General features: G+C 53.5%; 10 protein-coding genes. All 10 read left to right on the top strand.

Annotated features, from left to right (window positions below; all coding sequences use genetic code 11):
* The first annotated feature begins 4 nt into the window (after positions 1–4).
* The 10 genes from IYN85_RS24370 to IYN85_RS24325 are packed head-to-tail and all read left to right on the top strand — an operon-like array spanning position 5 to position 17,071.
* Positions 5–388 carry a hypothetical protein gene (locus tag IYN85_RS24370; RefSeq protein ID WP_196161587.1) on the top strand — a complete coding sequence of 128 codons (384 nt, stop codon included), beginning with the start codon at positions 5–7 and terminating at the stop codon, positions 386–388.
* Positions 385–1,560, top strand: coding sequence for a phage late control D family protein (locus IYN85_RS24365; RefSeq protein WP_230390959.1), 1,176 nt, complete (start codon positions 385–387; stop codon positions 1,558–1,560). The genes IYN85_RS24370 and IYN85_RS24365 overlap by 4 nt, the downstream gene beginning before the upstream one ends.
* Before the next feature lie 34 nt (positions 1,561–1,594).
* Positions 1,595–2,413 carry a phage baseplate assembly protein V gene (locus IYN85_RS24360; protein ID WP_196161586.1) on the top strand — a complete coding sequence of 273 codons (819 nt, stop codon included), beginning with the start codon at positions 1,595–1,597 and terminating at the stop codon, positions 2,411–2,413.
* Entirely contained in the window at positions 2,410–2,808 is a 399-nt protein-coding gene (locus tag IYN85_RS24355; protein WP_196161585.1) for a GPW/gp25 family protein, read from the top strand. Before IYN85_RS24360 ends, IYN85_RS24355 begins: the two co-directional genes overlap by 4 nt.
* A 30-nt stretch (positions 2,809–2,838) precedes the next feature.
* Positions 2,839–4,023, top strand: a complete 1,185-nt coding sequence (locus IYN85_RS24350) for a hypothetical protein (RefSeq protein WP_196161584.1) — start codon at positions 2,839–2,841, stop codon at positions 4,021–4,023.
* The gene (locus IYN85_RS24345; protein WP_196161583.1) at positions 4,020–6,977 is read left to right on the top strand and encodes a hypothetical protein; all 2,958 of its coding nucleotides are present in this window, start codon (positions 4,020–4,022) and stop codon (positions 6,975–6,977) included. The genes IYN85_RS24350 and IYN85_RS24345 overlap by 4 nt, the downstream gene beginning before the upstream one ends.
* Positions 6,974–8,602: a hypothetical protein gene (locus tag IYN85_RS24340; RefSeq protein WP_196161582.1), complete on the top strand. Its 1,629-nt coding sequence runs from the start codon at positions 6,974–6,976 to the stop codon at positions 8,600–8,602. The genes IYN85_RS24345 and IYN85_RS24340 overlap by 4 nt, the downstream gene beginning before the upstream one ends.
* Positions 8,603–8,615: 13 nt before the next feature.
* On the top strand, positions 8,616–11,918 hold the full coding sequence (locus IYN85_RS24335; protein ID WP_196161581.1) for a DUF6519 domain-containing protein: 3,303 nt from the start codon (positions 8,616–8,618) through the stop codon (positions 11,916–11,918).
* A gap of 20 nt (positions 11,919–11,938) precedes the next feature.
* The gene (locus tag IYN85_RS24330; RefSeq protein ID WP_196161580.1) at positions 11,939–13,183 is read left to right on the top strand and encodes a DUF4157 domain-containing protein; all 1,245 of its coding nucleotides are present in this window, start codon (positions 11,939–11,941) and stop codon (positions 13,181–13,183) included.
* Positions 13,184–13,198: 15 nt separating this feature from the next.
* Positions 13,199–17,071 carry a DUF4157 domain-containing protein gene (locus tag IYN85_RS24325; protein ID WP_196161579.1) on the top strand — a complete coding sequence of 1,291 codons (3,873 nt, stop codon included), beginning with the start codon at positions 13,199–13,201 and terminating at the stop codon, positions 17,069–17,071.
* Positions 17,072–17,113 lie beyond the last annotated feature (42 nt).

Genomic DNA, 17,113 nt, shown 5'->3' with positions numbered 1-17,113 from the left:
CACTATGGCTTTTTTTAAAGGATCGGCATACGAATTCACACCGCTGTTTGAAGCCAGTGATCAATCAACCAAACATTTTCGTGGCTTGCGCGCACGTGCGCTGCGCAAACCCATCCCCTTACTTGAGCACTCGGTGGAAATTCGTCAACGACTGGACAGTCTCGCTCACGAATACTATGCCGAGTCACGGGATTGGCGCTGGATTATGGAAGCCAACAGTGACGTTCTGTTTCCGGAAGACTTATTGTGGACCACCACAGACCCGACTTACGACGAACACGGCACGCTTATCGATGAAGGCACGCAGGCGGAAAACGGCAAAGAACGCGCCGGCCATGTCATCATCATTCCGCAACGTGAAAACCTGAATAAAGGCAACGGCTCATGACCTCGCTGGCGTCTTTGGGGGCATTGCTCAGCCCGACATTCCGTAACCCAGCTTCGTGCTTGATTGAAGTCGGAAATAATTACGAGAGTATCGATACCATCGCGCCACTGGTGGCGGAAGTTTCTATTCAAACGGCGCGCACTGAAGCGGCTGCGGGAACCATCATCATCGAAGACCGGCGCGGCAGCGACGGCAAATGGATCGCCGCAGACAGCGGTCTGTTTTCGCGTTGGTTACCGATTCGGATAAGTGCCGACTTCGGCACTTATCAGGAAGTTATCCTGACTGGGTACATTGTTAAACTCACGCCGGAGTACCCAGGCAACCCGGCAGAATCAAAACTCACACTCGACATTCAGGACGAAAGCGCCGCACTTAATCGCGAACAAATGCGACGCGTCTGGGGTGAACAGCAACCCATGACGGATCTGGCCATATTAACCGAGCTGGTACGTCCAGCCGGTATCCGACCTGACCCACTCTCGGCAACCGGTCAGTCCAGTCGCTCGTTGTCACAGGAAGCCACCCCCATTCAGTTTTTGCGCGAGCGTGCAACCGCCAACGGGTACGAGATGATCTTTCGCGAAGGTGAAGTTTACTTTGGTCCCAAGCGTCTGGACGGCACAGCACAATCACCGATTCTGATTTACGCAGGCCGCGCGACCAATTGCCGGACATTCAACTTAGAAGACAATGCGGACTCGCCGGACGAAGTGCGTGCCGATCTGGCGCCACGAGAAGAAGGCGCCACGCCGGAAGTGGTCAGCGTGACACCCAACGAACCGGTACTCGGTTCGACGTCCGCTGCGCAGGAGGGTTCTAATCTCGGCACGCCATCGGTTTGGCGTGTCGGAGCGGAAGGTGACGAAACCAGCGAAGAGCGAACGGCTCGTGCCCAAGCGTTGGTCAATGAACATGCTTTCAAAATTCGTGGTACCGGTGAGTTAGACGGATCCATCTACGGCCATGTTCTGCAACCCGGTGGACTGGTTAGTGTGGATGGTGCAGGCACCCGCTACGGCGGACTGTACTACGTCGACAAAGTGGCGCATCAGTTCAGCAGCGAAGGTTACACCGAGACATTTGAATTGATGCGCAATGCGACTGGCGAGACAGACTCACCCACCGGTGCGTTAAGCAGTGCAGCGTCGGCACTGAGCAGTTTGTTCTGAATGGCTGAATGTGTATCGATCCGAAGGAGATCACATGACTGAATTTCAATTACTCGAAGACGTTGCCCGCCGGCAAGCCACCAAATATTGGGGCAAATACCGTGGACACGTTACGTCGGTTGACGACCCGGAAAACCGTGGACGAATTCGCGTGACGGTGCCCTCGGTGTTGGGTGACGGTGAATCACAGTGGGCGGAGCCTGCGTTTCCATATGGTGGTGGCGCGGATTTCGGCTGGGTGGCCATTCCTCCCGTCGACAGCGCGGTGTTGGTTGAGTTTATTGAAGGCGACGCATCTGCACCTATCTGGACAGGTACGTTCTGGCGCACGCCGAATGAAGTGCCCAGCGAACACACCAATCAGGCCACCAAAGTATTGAAGACGGAGTCGGGCCATACGCTGTTGTTTGACGATACGGACGACGCCACAAAAATCGCCTTACATTCCGCCACCGATGCGGTGTTGGAACTGAATCAGGAAGGGTCCATCAGCCTAACTGACAGCAGTGGGGCCGTGATAAATCTCGACTCTGCCGCGAGTGAAATCACCATTGCCGATGCCAACGGCAATACGCTCACACTCAGCGCATCGGGAGTCACCTGTACCGATGGCAATGGCAATGAAATTGCCACCTCGTCTTCGGGCGTAGCCGTTAAAGGAACCACCATTAATATTGAGGGGCAATCGGTGACCATCGGCGGCGCGGGTGGTGAACCCTTACTGAAAGGCTCAACGTTTTTATCGTTATTTAACTCACATGTGCATCCCTGCACGGCCCCTGGTGCGCCTTCGGGTCCGCCAATGGTGCCTCTCACCCCAATCGCACTGACAACCAAAACGGTGGCCTCATGACACAACCCAGCGAAGCCCGTTTACCGCGTGTGGAATATCTGGCGTTTCCATTTCGGGTAACCCGCAATGGACCGGAAACCTCTGCCCGCATGAAACATATTCGAGAACAGGTCGAACAAGTCCTGTTCACCAGCCCGGGCGAACGGGTATTCCGACCGGAATTTGGCTTTGGTGCACGCCAGTTGGTGTTTGAACCCAACGCCGCGCCTCTGTGGGAACTTGCCCGTGGCCGGTTGTTTGGTTCATTGGCTGAAACACTCGCGGGAGAGGTCGACCCGAAAACACTGAAAGTTGAGGTGGGTGCACATAAAGACCAACCGGAAATTCTGTTGGTTTCCATCACGTACACCATTGCCGCTTTACAGAAGGAGGAAAGCCTGACCTTCCAAATGTAACCGTGTTATATGGAACTCAGGTAAACAAACATGGCTGAACTACCTGCCCCCGATTTGCATTTTGACACTGGCTGTCCCGATTGTGGTGAACGTATAGCAACGCTACCACTGCCACTGCCGGGTGTTAAAGATGATTTTGACTGGAAAACCCGCGACTACGATAGTTTCCGTCTGTTTTTGATGCAGGAACTGGCGCACCGATTTCCGGATCGCCGACGCTGGGCGCCAGCGGATATGGAAGTGGTCATCATTGAGCTGCTTTCTGCCGCGTTTGATCGAGCCTCCCATGCGTTGGATGCGGTTCAGAGCGAACGCTTTCTGGCCACCGCAAGACGGCCTCAATCACTGCGGCGGCTGTTAAAACTGATTGGTTACGACGCTGCAGCGTTGGTCAGCGACGCGGAACTGGCCGAACTGCCCCCCACCGCTCCCGATGTCAGTGAAACCCGAGAACAACAGCTCGAACGCTTGTGGAAACTAAAACCCAAGAAAATGGAATTGGCGCGTGCCGAAGGGCCGCGGCTCATCGCGGAACAAAAACGCATGGTCACCCTGACCGATCATGAAGATGTGATTGCAGCGCATCCCGTGGTGGCACGAGCACAGGCCAAACTCATCTGGAGTGGCGCCTGGAACTCAATACTCGTCTCCGTGTTACCCGAAGGGGAATTGCAATTGGACGAACCCATTCTGGCGGCTGGAACGACGTTGTGGCAGAGCATTGAACAGTTTCACCACCAGCAAAATTTACCGGTTCCCGATGAAGCCAGCCAACCGACACCGCGAGAGTTGTTACGCATTCTTATTGAACGACGTCGGATGATTGGTTCGGAGGTTTTTCTCGAAACCGCGCAGCCTGCACCCATTACCTTTACGTTATCGGTGCGAGCAAAAGCCGGGTACTTTCGCAGCGAACTGAAACAAGCACTGGCGGAAGTTTTTTCATTTGATGAAGGTGGATTCTTTGAACACGGACGTCTGGATTTCGGCGAAGACCTGTTTGCATCGGACATCATTGAAGCAGCGATGGCCGTGGAAGGTGTGGCGGTCGCCTGCCTCAACCGGTTCAAGCGTGTCGGCAGTGGATGGCCCGATCGAGTCACCGAGGGATTTATACCCATCGAAGACGATCACTACGCATTGTGTCGAAACTTACGTGGTCATCCCGAAGAGGGTTATTTCCGACTGATCGTCAATGGAGGGGAAGCCGGATGAGCGAACTGCGATTCAACAAACTGGTCGACGTTACACGTTGGAACCGAGCCGGTTTAAAACAATTTCAGTATATCGATGGCGACGCCGCTACCTGGCTCGAAGAGCTGCGTCTTGCGGCCATGGGTTTATACGCACGCGGTGCCGAATTTGAAGACCGGTTACCTGAAAACTGGCGCAATCGATTCGCCGACGAAAAAGACCCGGGCTTTGATGAAACCGCTTTTCAACAAGCGTTGGTCTGGCAGAGCCTGTACCAAGCATTCCCAGACAAACCGGAAACGGCGCGCGGCAAGAATCGCCGCCTGCTGAAACAGTATGAACAGTTTCACGACGATTACGGTTGGGAAATCATGCGGGCAGCCTCACGTGGCGCGCATATTCTGTTGGGTCATTTAAACGCTTACACCAACGAAGGATACATCCGTACCGCGACGCAATGGCAGAATGTGGCCAGACTGGCGGCCATGGTGAATTATCAACCCGCACCGGCATCTTCGGCCACGACCTCGGTCGGGCTGTTTGTTCACCCCACCGATGATAACCAGGCGATTGAAGTCGACCGTGGTCTGGCGATGAAATTTTCACCCCCCGAAGGGGGACCGCCAGTCGTCTTTGAAACCTTAAATGCCATCAAAGTGCACGCGGATTTAAATGATTGCCGAGCCCGACTCTGGGATATGGATCCAACGCCTTTAACCACGACGGATTTGTGGCAAACCGACGGCGACGTTTCTCTTAACCCTGGTGGTTTTGCCGTTTTGGATTGGTTCGACGGCGAAGGCAGTATCGTAGCAGTCACCTTGAATGCGGTGACCGCAACCGAACACGCCAATACCGTTTCCATACAAACTTCGGCCCTGGCTGGCGCCTGGACGCGAGGCCTGGTGCAAATGCACGTCAACGCATCGGATATTCGCAAAGCACTGCCCCGATCGATACCCGGCAAGTTGGTATTGAAAATAAACACCGCCAGCAGCTATCAGATCAATTCACCGGTCCGTTTGCATTACAACAACAGTGCAAAGGAATTGCTGGTACTCGATAACAGGGAGAATCACCTTACCTTGTCGGATACCGACAATGTGTTAAGCAGCGTCGCTCATGGTGATGTGGTGTCGGTGGAAACCTTGGTGCCAGTCACGAACACCGGCGTCGGCACACTGGCGCCCGCCACACTGGGGACGAAAGCTTTTTTCATGAATACGAACGGCACGTTGGACAACGCACCCGGCGATATAAAGTACGTAAAAGATGAAGACGACAACCTGACTGACTTGATTGAAGGTATCGATTTTTCCGGTGTACTGAACGTGGTGGGCAGTCTTTTTGTCGTGTCGGCCGGTGCAAAACGAGAATCGGCCACCGTGGTCGCCGAACCCGACAGCGTTTTAACCGGCTCCGGCGTTCGAACAAAAATCGTCAGCTTTGCCGGAAAACAACCGAAAAAACTCAGTGTCGGTGCCCGCTTTTTGATGCGCGACACTAAAACCAATGCGCTGATCGGTTTGCGTGTCGCCGGGATCACGCAACGAGACGATGAATACAGTATTCAATTCGAACAGAACGTGACAAACAACTACAACAGCTTCCAACCCAATCAAGTTGAGTTCCATGGCCCCTTGCTGGACCGATTGCGACCGAAGTTTTATAACCGGAATCCCGGCAACGCCTTTGCGGGTAACGACTTTGTTGTGGGTCAACTCTCCGATGCCGCGCGCGAACTGCTTCGTCTGGGCAAACCTTGTTTGGTCGAAAATGAACTGACTGGCACTGCGGTATTGGTCAATCTGGTGGAAGCCGTGAACGTCAGCTCAGGATTGAAACTGGTCTTTGAACCCAGCGATCAGCTGACCGGTTATCAAAAAGGCTGGACGAAGCTCAACTTCAATACCGTTAAAGTCAGCCACGGCGAAACCAACAGTCCTAAAACCTTAGGTTCAGGAGATGCCGAGAAACCCGCACAGAGTTTTCATTTTAAAGCCAACGATGTCAGCTTTGTGCCGTCCAATCTTGCTGAAGTCGGCGTGGCACCGGATATGGAAATCGCTGTGGACGGCGTGGTCTGGTCGTATCGGGACTTAATTGATCCGAGTGCGGCAGGCACCGACAGCTATTCTATGTCGTTAAACGAAGACAGCAGCCTGCAAATCCATTTCCGACGTCGCTTGCCAACCGGTACGAACAACGTCGTGGTGACCCACTACCGAACCGGCGTCGGTTTAAAAGGCATGGTACCCGCACGCGCCTTTACCAAACCGATGAAAAAACATCGATACGTTTATGCGATCAGCCAGCCTTTTGCCGCGTCTGGAGGTGCCGAGCGCGAAGCCGTGGCGGACATCCGTGATAACGCGCCCGCTCGTTTAGCGGCTAACGGTCGCGCCGTATCTCTGCAGGATTTCGAGCGGCTCAGTGTGAGACGTTCCGATATCTGGCAAGCCAAAGCAAAAGCCATTACCGACCCTCGCAACAGCCATGATATTCGCTTAACGGTTGTACCTTCCGGCGGTGGTCTGCTGGGCGCTTCGTTAAAGACCGATCTGGCGGATTTTCTGCGTTCGCGATCAACACCGGGCATACGAGTTGAGCTGGCGGACTATCAACCCATCCGTCTGATGGCGGAAACAACCATACGTGTTGACACCGAACAGTATGACCGGACTCAGGTACAGGCTAATGCGCATGCGACGCTCATCAATACGTTTAACTTGCAGAACCGCCGCCTTGGGCAACCGGTTTACATATCGGAAATCGCCGCCGCACTGGAACGGGTCGACGGCGTCAACACCGCCACGGTTCAATCCTTTCAAGTATCTGATGACAGCGTTTTACTGAAAACAGCGCGTACCAATGGATCCGCGTCGGCTTATTTCCCGTTCGACCATCAATTGATTTCTGCGCAATCGACCACCGCCGTGACCGACTTCGTTGTCGTTGTGGAGGCACTGACATGAGTGTGAGCAAACTTAAATCCCGTGCCGGGCAATTACTCTACCGGGAACTGCCTGAAGAATATCGTTACCAGGACCGGGCTCCAACCAAAGATGAGTTAGGTGACCTGGAAGCCTACCTGCACAGCTTTGGACATCTGTTCGACCTGATTCGAAACACGATGGAGCAAGCCTATGCCGATGCCTTCGCCGAGGCCGCCGACAATGGTCGTGAGATTCAAACCTGGCTGATTCCCTATCTGGCGGAACTGGTCGGTGCGCAACTCCGTGCTCCAGACCCAGATGCCCGGCGCGACGAACTCAGCGAAACGGTGTCCTGGTACAAGAGCAAAGGCACACTGCAAACGGTCGATGATATTGCGGATGTGATATGCCAGTTAGAGGCAGTCGTGGTGGAAGGTTGGCGCCGCACGCTCACCACCCCGCGCATGTCTCTACCGCCCTTCTCTACGCAAAATGCGCGAGTCGATACGCCAATGGGCACGCCGGACATCCGTTACAGCAACCGGGCCGTCGCAGACACCGGTGGCAACAATCCGCTGTATCTGATTACCTCACCCACACGGGACGAATTTGGTCGCGTCACAGCGTCAGCACAACGATATTGGAAGCCTAAATACCGAACCGGTGCACCCTGTTTTCCCAATGCTTATGACGATACGTCGGCACGCACGCCCGACGTGCGCAACCAGGATCAGGCCACCGGTCCCCACCCCAAACGTACCTTGATTCACGTACAACCGCCGCACGGTTTTTTCGCGGAAGGTATTAATGGTTCGTCACTGTCACCGACCACCGCCAACATCGCGATTGATGACGCCCAACAGACCGAACAACGCATTGGTCCTGAACAGATTTTTGCGGCACTTGGCCTGCTGGAGGACGATGTTATCGACCAACTGAAAATCAATGACCAGCTGGTGTTTCCGGAACGCATTATCGTCAGTGGTGACCTCACCATACCAGGCGATGTGAACGTCGCGTTGGAAGGGTTAATGTTCACCGGAACCGTCCGCATTACCGAGCCCTCGACACGATTACGCCTTGACCGATGCGCCATCGCGAATCTGATAATTGAAGTGCCTTCAACGCAACCCACCGTCATCGCGAAGGATTGCCTGTTCAACGACATTCAGGGAGGCGTCGGTTTTGCGCAGCTGGAATACTGCACCGTATTACAGGAAACAAGGTTGGAACGGTTGTGGGCATCGGACTGTATTTTTAACGGCGAGTTGATCGATGTGAACTGCTCCGGCGGTGAAACCTGCATCCGTTTTTCGCGCGTGCCCAACTTGGCCGCGTTACAGGATTGTGGTGCCGACAAGTCACCGTCGAATACCGATGATGATCCAAATTTTATTCGTTTATGGTTTCGCGATGGCGATGAATGCGTCTTGCGACCGGCCAATTTCGGCGAACCTGGCGCAGGCGTATTAAACCTGACGTCATCTGAAAAAATTCGTTTTGGTAGCGAAAACGAAGGTGAAATGGGCGCTTACCACCACCTGTTTTATGCCGCCCAAATACGAGCGCTGCAACTGAAACTTGCAGACTACCTACCCTATGGCCAAGACGTCGTGATCAAATACGATCCACATCTGGCTCGCTTACCTGCGCAAACAATTTAAAGAGAGTTACATTATGAAAGGAAACTTTTCACGCGACAGTTACCGACCTTCACGACAATACTCCGGCGTATATCAAGTGCAGGGAGGCATGGTGACCGATGCCGACCTCGGTGAGCAAAGTAACATTGCCCAAAAACGCACGGACGGTTTAGGTGAATTCAGTGTTGGCAATGGCGTGCCCGACCAACAGGGCGCGGTTGTTATTGCAGCGAACCTGCCCGCACTTGCCGAAGGCGTCCTGTTTGCCGAAGGTGTTCGAGGCATGACCCAAAGTACGGGGCCCTTATCCGGACCGCTGTCGCTGTACGCTCAGCAACCGGATTTTCCGCTGGCACCAACGCTGCCCACTACCGGTAACTGGCTTTTATACGCCGATGTGTGGCACCGCACGGTGACACCGTTGGAGGATGAACAACTCACAGACCCAGGCCTGCACGGCGCTGAAACATCGTTGCGTCAACGTACCACAACGCAGATTAAATACCTGCCATTGGCGGAAGCGGACACACTCGGGCTCGATTCCGGTCGCTTCCCCAAACAGGGCTTAGGTCGTCTGACGGTGACACCCGTCGACCCGGAAACCATCAGCGACGATTGCGACCCCTGCGCTGATGTGGTTGCGGCCGAACAGACCGTGTCTAATGGTTTGTTCCGTATCGAGATTTTACAGGTCACTGGCCACGCGCAATCGCCCGGCACCATCCGCATTGCCTGGAGTGATGAAAATGCCTCAGCCACTGCGGTGGCTACCGTTAACAGTGAAGATTTCAGCCGCGCCGGGGCCGTATATGAGTTTTATGCAGACAGCACCGAAAAACATCTGGGCGTCCACCACGACACCGGCAGTGTTGCGTGCAGCACCCGCGGCTCCAGCTTAGCCAACCCGGAAATCGCGACGGCACCAGACGGTGAGACTTGGCCGTATGTGCGACGCTGGTCTGGTATCGCAGACGTCGATTTCACAGCACAGACAGTGGATGCCATGGGGTCCGGCAGCCTTGAAGTATCCGGACGCTCGATTCAATTGACCACGGACGCCTTTACCGCCGATATCGATCTAACCTCGGTTCCCACCGTCGCCGGCGATTATTGGTTGATTGAAACGCGACGCTTTGCCGAAACCCCGATTCGCGCCGTCAGTGAAACGCCAGTTGGCGTGGAACACTTTTATTGCCCATTGTTTCGCATAGCCGATGGCGAAGTCGTCCCGTTGTCCGACGACGAAAACCGCCGGCTGTCTTTTCCAACACTGGCGGACTTGCCGGCCAGCCACATTCAGTTGGACAATCACTGCACCAAATTGTACGGCGATGCCGAAAACGTACAGCAGGCGTTGGATAACCTGTGCGGCATCAGCGCAGCGGATATTGCCTTTGACCCGAGTGGCTGTACGCATTTATATGACAGCACCGATAACGTGCAGGACGCGCTGAATAACTTATGTAAGGTCGATTTTGGCAATGAAAAAATGCTGCGACTGCTGCACGACTGGGGCGTTGTCTGTGGTGTTTTCCCTTCATTACGGCAAATGAATTCGTCTGTCGTGCGTTACACCAGCGGCGCTATTCTGGATCGCATGGGTCATTTAGGCTCCGTCGAGCAAACGGATCTTGATCTGAATAAATTACTGGACAGCGAGTTTTTCCATTTCTCAAACCTGGATGAATTTGACAGCCTGTTGAGTGAGAAAAAAGTTTGCCTGGCATTGTCCGTTGAAGCGGGCGGCATTATCCGCGCGCACCTGGCGACCAAGGAGTTTGCCCTTGGTCCGCAAGACCCCTCCTTTCTGTCAACATTCCAAGCCTGCATGGAAAAAAATAAGCCCTATGGTTTTGTTGATCACTACAAAGCGCAACCGGCCAATAACAAAGCTGTTCTCGACAAAGTCATTTACGGAGCCGGCAAACCGAAACTGGCCGCCAACCAACGCCTGGATAAGGGCGAACAGATTGTTGCACGGCAATTCAATGACGAATTGGTCGAGAAATGGGCAAGCCATACCAATGACGCTGAAGGCGCCGAAATGCTGCGCAAACGCATTCAGCAGATCGACGAAGACATTAATCCGGACGGCGCGACGGGTGAAGTGCGCGAAGCACGTTTCATGATGCGTGAAGCGTTGGTTTACCAGGCCATTAACGAAAGCGATGAAGAACGTATCCGACGTTGTCTGTGCAAAGCGGTGATGCCAAGTTGCCCAACGCCAGGGGAAGCGCCCTATCTGGTACCCATTGCCTGCTTGCGAGGCCGTGTTGAAAATGGGCAGATCCGCCTCAGTGAAGTTTGTGCGCACGCCTGCCGCAAACAAGCCATGAGTTGGCGATGGCTGAATTACTTTATGAAGGAAGTGGTCGACAACTACTCTCAACGCATGGCGGAATTTTGCTGTCCACCACCTGCCATCGGGCAACTTCCAGACGGTCCCATTTACAAAGCCCCGGAAAAACGTTGGCATTTTGATCCGAAAATCGACTTCAAGGCTGAAAACTACATTTCGAGAATTGACGATGGTCTGCGCCTGTTCAGCGGCAAACGTTCGCCCAGCGAATTCAAGGTCAAAGTCGACGTCAATGATCTGGGGATCGATCAGGCGAAAGTCGCGTTCAAAGGCAATGGCATTGAGGTCGCGGAAACCATCGACATAGGCGACGCGCAAGCCATCGCCCGAATTAAAGCCGCGTCAGCAGGTATTGAAGCAGCCAACCTGGTATTGGATGCAGGCGATGTAGCGCCGGGCGATAAGGTGGCCCTGATCGTCTCCGACGGTGTCGCCGTGGATTACGTTAAACTCGAAACCGGCGGGGGTAAATTCCTTTACCAAACGGCAACACAATTAAGCGCGGGCACCGAATTGTCCGCTACCGATACCGGCATGATCGATGCGGACATCGTCAGCGCCGATCTGATTCGACTGCGTGAAGAAAAAGAGTTACTCAGTCAGGATGTCAACACGCTGAATGCTTCATTGGACCAAATACGCAAGGAGCGCGAACAGATTCAAAAAGATCTCAGCAGCTCGCAAAAAGAACTGGCCGCGTTGGCAGAGCAACAGAAAGCTATTTTGACGGAAACCGCGAAAGAACGTGCAGGCTTCATTGAATCCCTGCGCAAAGAAGTACCGGTGACGGCCGTCACCAAAGACAATGAGCTGTTCGCCACCAATCTGGCGAAAAAAGGCATCACCAATTTGGGGGCTCTGGCGAACGTTTCGGATACCGACCTGCGTGTTCTGGCTCGGACATCTAAACTGAGTATTGCCACCGCCAGACAGCTGAAACGCGACGCCGCGGAACATATCGCCAGTGGCGTGAAATAAACCCAAAACGGGAGGTCCCTATGAGCACTAAAACCCGAATACGCCGTCGATTGAATGTAAAACGGCGTGCCAACATCCGACGCTCTGCCTCCCGTTCGGCCACAACAGTGAAACAGGACGCCAAACAACAGAACGCATTAGATGGTTCCGTGCAGATTGGGGGCGCGCATGACCCAGCCGAAAAAGCCGCCGATGCCATGGCAGCACAGGCACTGGGTCAACCCAAGGTGCATCGCATGTGCGCGCAATGCAATGATGAAAAGAAAGAAGAAACCGCACAACGAAGTGCCCAAGGGACTCCTTCCGTTGCACCCGGCAGCAAAGCCTCACCGGCCACCACAACTGCCGCGCAGTCGATCAAATCACTCGGGGCTGGCCGACCACTATCGCACAGCGAACGGGCTTTTTTTGAACCACGCTTCGACCGCGATTTTTCGTCTGTTCGCTTGCATGAAGGCGAACGCGCCCACCAAGCCGCGCAGCACATTGACGCCAGTGCATTTACCTACGGAAACAATATCGCCTTTGCCAACGGTGAAAAACAACGCGGCGGAACACAGATCATGGCCCACGAACTGGCACATGTTGCACAACAGGATTCCGGCCACACGGCCCACCGGCAAGCGGCTCCCGCGGCGAACTGCGAAACCTGTCCGAATCCGGTCAATCCCGAGGTGACCGTCACCATCACCCCGCTCATTCAAAACGGCACACCCAGTGGGTCACCCTTTGGGTCGACGAACTGGGGTTCTGCGCGAATGCGACAGTTGTCCGTTTGGCATCGTGAACGCCGAACCTGTGATACCTGTAACACCGCCAACGGCAGCCAGGCGAAGTACCAACTTTGCCCCCGGAAAATCAATGTGCTGGCCACCGTTCCGCTGGTGATCGACAGAGCGGAAATTACCCGTTCAGACCCAGCCACCGGTCGAGACTGGTGGACAGAGTGCGGTCCGAACCCGGGCGCGGATCGCTTTAACACCGAAGCAGGCACCGGTTTCACGACACCAAAGCAAAAAACCGAGGCAGGTGTTCTTCACCACGAACGCTACCATGTCGGCGTTTCAGAGCGATTGCTGCGACAACGCATTCAAGCCAGGAACGACATTCACGAAATCTGTCCCTACAACGCCGCCGACATTCAAACCTGGAAAAGCGCGCTGGAAACCACGCTGCGGGCAGACGCTGAAGCCTTCTTGCAGGGTAATCCTAATGAGGCAAATGAAGAAACCAACGCATCCAATGCCGAATGTACGCAGTATTAGCCGGGGCTGCCGGTCATGAAATCTAAAGCCGTTGCCAGTAAGCAAACCGCTAAAACCAGCAAGGTTCGGGTTCCGGTGCGCCGAGCCTCCGCAACGCACGCAACCTTACTGGATCGTAAACTGATTCAACCGGCACTGCGGGTCGGCGCCGCTAACGATCCGCTGGAGCACGAAGCCGAAAGTAACGCCGATCGCGTTGTCACCATGTCAGCGCCCAGTCTGGATGTGTCCGTAAACAGCGAAGATCCACAAGCGAATCGCACTGCGAGCGCTGACCAAAGCAGCCAACCCAATACCGATACCTTTGACGCTGACCCGGCCATACCTGCAGAACAACAGGAACCAACAGTCTCTGCAGGTGAGGACGTTGATACTGCGGGCCTTGCAAACGATGAATTTTCAGAAATTGAAAACGGCCGCCCCGATAACCCGAAAGAAGAAGTTGCACGAGCGTCACAAGAAGGCGTCGCCGTTGGAGCGGAAGGTGGACAGGCGCCAACGGATGTGACACAGGCGGTGAATCAACCCGGTGCCGGTCGCGCGTTACCCGATGGCGTTCGGCAATTCATGGAGCCTCGTTTTAACGTCCCCTTTTCCGATGTTCGCATTCACGACACACCAGAGGACCGCATAACTGCGGAACGTATTGGCGCGCGTGCGTTTACCTATAAACACCACATTTGGCTGGGAAAAGGCGAATCGGTAGATAACCGACGGCTGATGGCACACGAACTGACCCACGTGGTGCAACAGACACGTCGTAAGCAAGAACAGCCTGAGAATGCGGTCGATCGCCTCGCCGAACCCACCGTTCAACGTGGCTGGGTGGCGAACAAAGCTGAAAAAATCGCCCGTAATGTGCCCGGCTATACCTTGCTCTGTGTGATTCTGGGAAAAAGCCCGATAACCAATAAAACCGTCACCCGCAACGCCACGAATTTAATCGGTGGTTTTCTGGGGTTACTGCCCGGCGGCGACGCTCTGTTCCAAAAACTACAAGAAACACGCGTCCTCGAACGCGCGTTCGACTGGGTGAAAAAACGCCTGTCGACATTGGACATCACCTGGACCCGAGTCAAACGGTTGGTCGGTAAATTCATCGATGAAAAACCGATATTCTCGCCTATTAAAACCGCCAAGCGCATTTTCAAACCGTTGGTACAGGACGTCATTACCTTTATTAAAGACATCAAAGACAAAATTTTGGAATTTATCGTGCGTGGCGCGCTGGCATTGGCGGGTCCCTACGGTGAAAAAATTTGGGGCGTTATCGAAAAAGCCAAAGAGACGATCTCCATTATTCTCAACAACCCACTGGCCTTTGCTAAAAACCTAATCAGTGCGGTCGTCAAAGGTTTTAAGCAGTTCAGCTCGAACATCTGGAAACATTTGAAAGCCGGGCTTATGGCCTGGCTGTTCGGCACTATGCAGGGCATGAACCTGGAGATGCCCGCCAAACTGGATTTCAAAGGTATTATCTCAATCGCTTTGCAGATCGTCGGTCTGACTTACGCGAACTTCCGGCAAACCTTGGTAAAAAAACTGGGGCAAGGTGGCGAGAAAAAAGTCGCTTTCATCGAACGGTCAGTCGAGGTGGTGAAAATTCTGGTCAAAGAAGGTTTCGTTGGCATTTGGCAGCGTGTGCTGGAAATGATCGAAGGGTTCAAGACCACGGTGATCGACGGCATCCGCGACTTTGTGATCAATACCATCGTCATGGGCGCGATATCGTGGATCGCCGGTTTATCCAACCCCATTGGCGGTATCGTTAAAGTCGCGCTGGCGATATACAACATGATCAAAGCATTTCTGGAACGGCTGGATCAGATTGTTGCCCTGGCAAACTCCATCTTTTCATCCATCGGCGCAATAGCAAAGGGCCAACTGAAACAAGCAGCGGACTTCATTGAAAAAACCATTGCGGCAACGATCCCCCTGTTTCTGGCTTTCGTCGCTGCGCTCATCCCTGTGACTGGTATCACTAAAACCATTCGCACCATCATCAAGAAACTGCAGGCACCGGTTAAAAAAGCCATGAATAAGATGGTGACCTTCCTGGTAAAAAAAGCCAAAAAACTGTTTTCTAAAATACTGGGCAAGCTCAACAAAAAGCGCAAAGTACCCGCGGCTGGTTTCAAAATTGGTAATGCATCACACAAACTGATTCCAAAGAAAACCGGCAACAAATTCAGTCTCACCATTGCCACCAAACCACGTGAAGCCGATGTTGTACAACAGGAAATGCAAACCGAAACGAAAAAAGCGAAAGAGTTTGGTGACGACGCTAAAAGCGTCGATGAACTCAAAAACGTCATGACGACGGAAGTTGACCAAGCCGAGACAGCTCTCGCGAAAGTCAAACCCGAACAGCAGAAAACCAGCACCAAAAAAACCGGAGACAAAGCAGACAAGGAAACCAAAGATGCCGGTGCGAAGCTTGCGAAACTGGGTCCGGCCATCGCGCAAAACCCATTCTATGAAGACGACCCGGAAGATGGTGCGATTCTGCGAGCGAAGGAACCTCGTATCGAAGCGATTGAAGGCGATGCCGATCTATACAGTGAGCGCGGGAAAATCACTAGCAAGAAAATAGACGAGGTGGCTACCAACGCAGGCTTAGGCGATAAAGGCAAGCAACGGCTCTCCAATTACTACGAAAATGACCATATCCCGGAAAAAAGCATGGCATTTCTGGTACAGACCTATGTTCAGAAAACACTTAAGCCGACTATCGAGCAAGGCCAACGTGATGGTCAGGCCGTGACCGAACCGTATGTCGGTGATATTGATACCCGGGCGCTCGGTACCAAAGGTGAAAAACTCCCTGCGTTAACCATTTACCGACCGACGCACCGACAAAAAACGGCGAAGGATGCCAAACGCCGCAATCACGATCAGATCACCACAGACGCCGCAGCCGAAACCACACCACAAGCCATGGTGGCCAAACTGCGAACCGGCATAGACGCTGAAATGCAAGAAGAACTGAAAAATATCTCCGGCATTTATAACAGCGACAAGGCCGCTACCGAGAAAATTCGCGCAAAAGTTCGCAAGGGTATGCAGCATATCGGAACCATGAATAAGGCGCTTTATGGTTTTGAACCCGGTAAGCCACCCAAGGTCAAAAAGGGCCCTGCCAAAGGTGAAGGTTCCAACCTGCCGATGATGGGTAATGCTGAGCAGGGCATCCCCAACTTTTTCGATCTCGAAGGTGCTCATAGTATTTATGGCGCGAAGCCGGAAGGCGTCGGGAACTATCTGGAATACGACCACGTTGTCGAAGCAACGCTCGCGGAAAAATCACGAGATTTAAACCTGAATGACGAGGCCATTGCCGGTGGTATGGATGCTGCGTTAGAAGCCAAAGCACAAACCACGGCTGACGCAAACCAGGCAGAAGACGCCCCCACCGCCAAACGCATTTTAACCACCGCAAAAGGTCGCCTGACAAAGTTGAAAGAACCCGTGTTTGCAGGCAAAAGCGTGATGAACTATAACCGTGATCAGGCGGGTACCGTGGCTCTTTACCGGCCCGTTCACCGGGAAGTGACCGCAGCACAGGCAAACATTCAGGGCAGTATATTGCAAGGTATTGACTTAAGCAGTGCACGCGAAAAAGTCACCGACTATGCTGTGTCCACACCAAAAGACGACACAAGCAAAACACAGGCACAAAAAGACATACAGGATAAAGTTAAAACCCGAATCGACGAACACATCACCAGCCATTCACGAGCCATTAAAAAGTTTTACGCCAGTGAGGTTAAAGATTTCAAGCGCATCAATACCTCTAAGCAGGCCAATGAAAAGATCGACTTAGTCGTCGCCCGGGTTGCCAATACGTTGAAACAACTGCGCACAGAATCATTGGCTCTATTTAAATAAACGTTAGAGACGCTAAGAAAGATTAATATATTCGGCCGTCAG

Origin of the sequence: Reinekea sp. G2M2-21 (assembly GCF_015687175.1) — a bacterium.
In the GTDB taxonomy this organism is placed as follows: domain Bacteria; phylum Pseudomonadota; class Gammaproteobacteria; order Pseudomonadales; family Natronospirillaceae; genus Reinekea.
The sequence above is the reverse complement of the archived record's forward strand: the minus strand, read 5'-3'. Positions and strand labels throughout refer to the sequence as shown.